Here is a 926-nt window from a genome sequence, read left to right as displayed (position 1 = left end):
CACCCAGTCGGCCAGCGTTGATGTGTCGAGATCGATCCCTTCGCGGGCAAAGGCATCGCTCTGGCGGTTCAGCGGCAGATGCTGCAGGAACTTGTCGCATAGAATGGTCGACAGCAGCCATGGGCCTGCGCGTCCGCGCGCGATCGGATGGAAGGGGGCGGGTGGCTGGGTGATGCTCTCGCAGTCCCGGCAGGTGAACTTCTCCCGCACCGTTTGGATGACCTTGAACTGGCGCGGGATCACCTCCAGCGTCTCGGTGACGCTCTCCCCCAGTTTGCTCAGACGATCGCTGCCACAGCACGGACACTGTGTCGGTGCGGGGATGACGACCCGCTCGCGCGGCAGGTCGGCACGCAGGGGCTGGCGTCCCCGGTTGCTCCGGGGTGCTGTCGTGCGGACAGCGGGATCCGCCGCATTTTCGGGCGCGTCCTCGGCGAGCGTCGTCTCCAGTTCTTCCAGTTCGAGTTCGAGTTGGGCCAGCAGGCGGCGCCCCCGCTCCGACGAGGCGCCGAAACGGTCCTGGCGCATCCGCGCGATAAGATGTTTGAGATGGGCAACCTGCGCTTCGGCGCTGGCCGCACGGGCTTCCGCGACCTCGGCACGCGCCTCGGCAGCGGCAAGTGCCGCGCGCAAGGCGATGATGTCGTCCGTGTCTCCCGTCATGAAGGCAGTTGATCACATGGGCGCTCAAAAGGGTACCAGTATATGCTGACCTGGCGCGGTTTTTATTATCCCGCCAGTTCAGGTCTCCATGTTTTCTGCGGATTGCGCCAGTCCACACCCTCCAGCAGACAAGTCAATTGTGACGGGGAGAGATGGATCGCTCCGTCCTTTGCCGAAGGCCACAGGAAATGCCCGCGCTCGATCCGCTTCGCATATAAGGAAAGGCCGATCCCATCGTGCCAGATCAGTTTCACCAGGTCGCC

Annotated in this window: 2 protein-coding genes; both read right to left on the bottom strand. The window is 63.9% G+C overall.

The features are described from left to right. Nucleotides 1-663, bottom strand: a 663-nt coding sequence (locus tag CFR80_RS18490) for an IS66 family transposase zinc-finger binding domain-containing protein (protein WP_146221723.1), incomplete at its 3' end; no start/stop codon positions are given. Nucleotides 664-728: 65 nt separating this feature from the next. Beyond that, a partial coding sequence (tnpB, locus tag CFR80_RS18485; RefSeq protein WP_146221722.1) for an IS66 family insertion sequence element accessory protein TnpB occupies nt 729-926 on the bottom strand: 198 nt, incomplete at its 5' end.

This window comes from Komagataeibacter oboediens, assembly GCF_003207815.1.
Taxonomy (GTDB): Bacteria; Pseudomonadota; Alphaproteobacteria; order Acetobacterales; family Acetobacteraceae; genus Komagataeibacter; species Komagataeibacter oboediens.
This window is presented reverse-complemented; position numbering and strand designations above follow the sequence as displayed.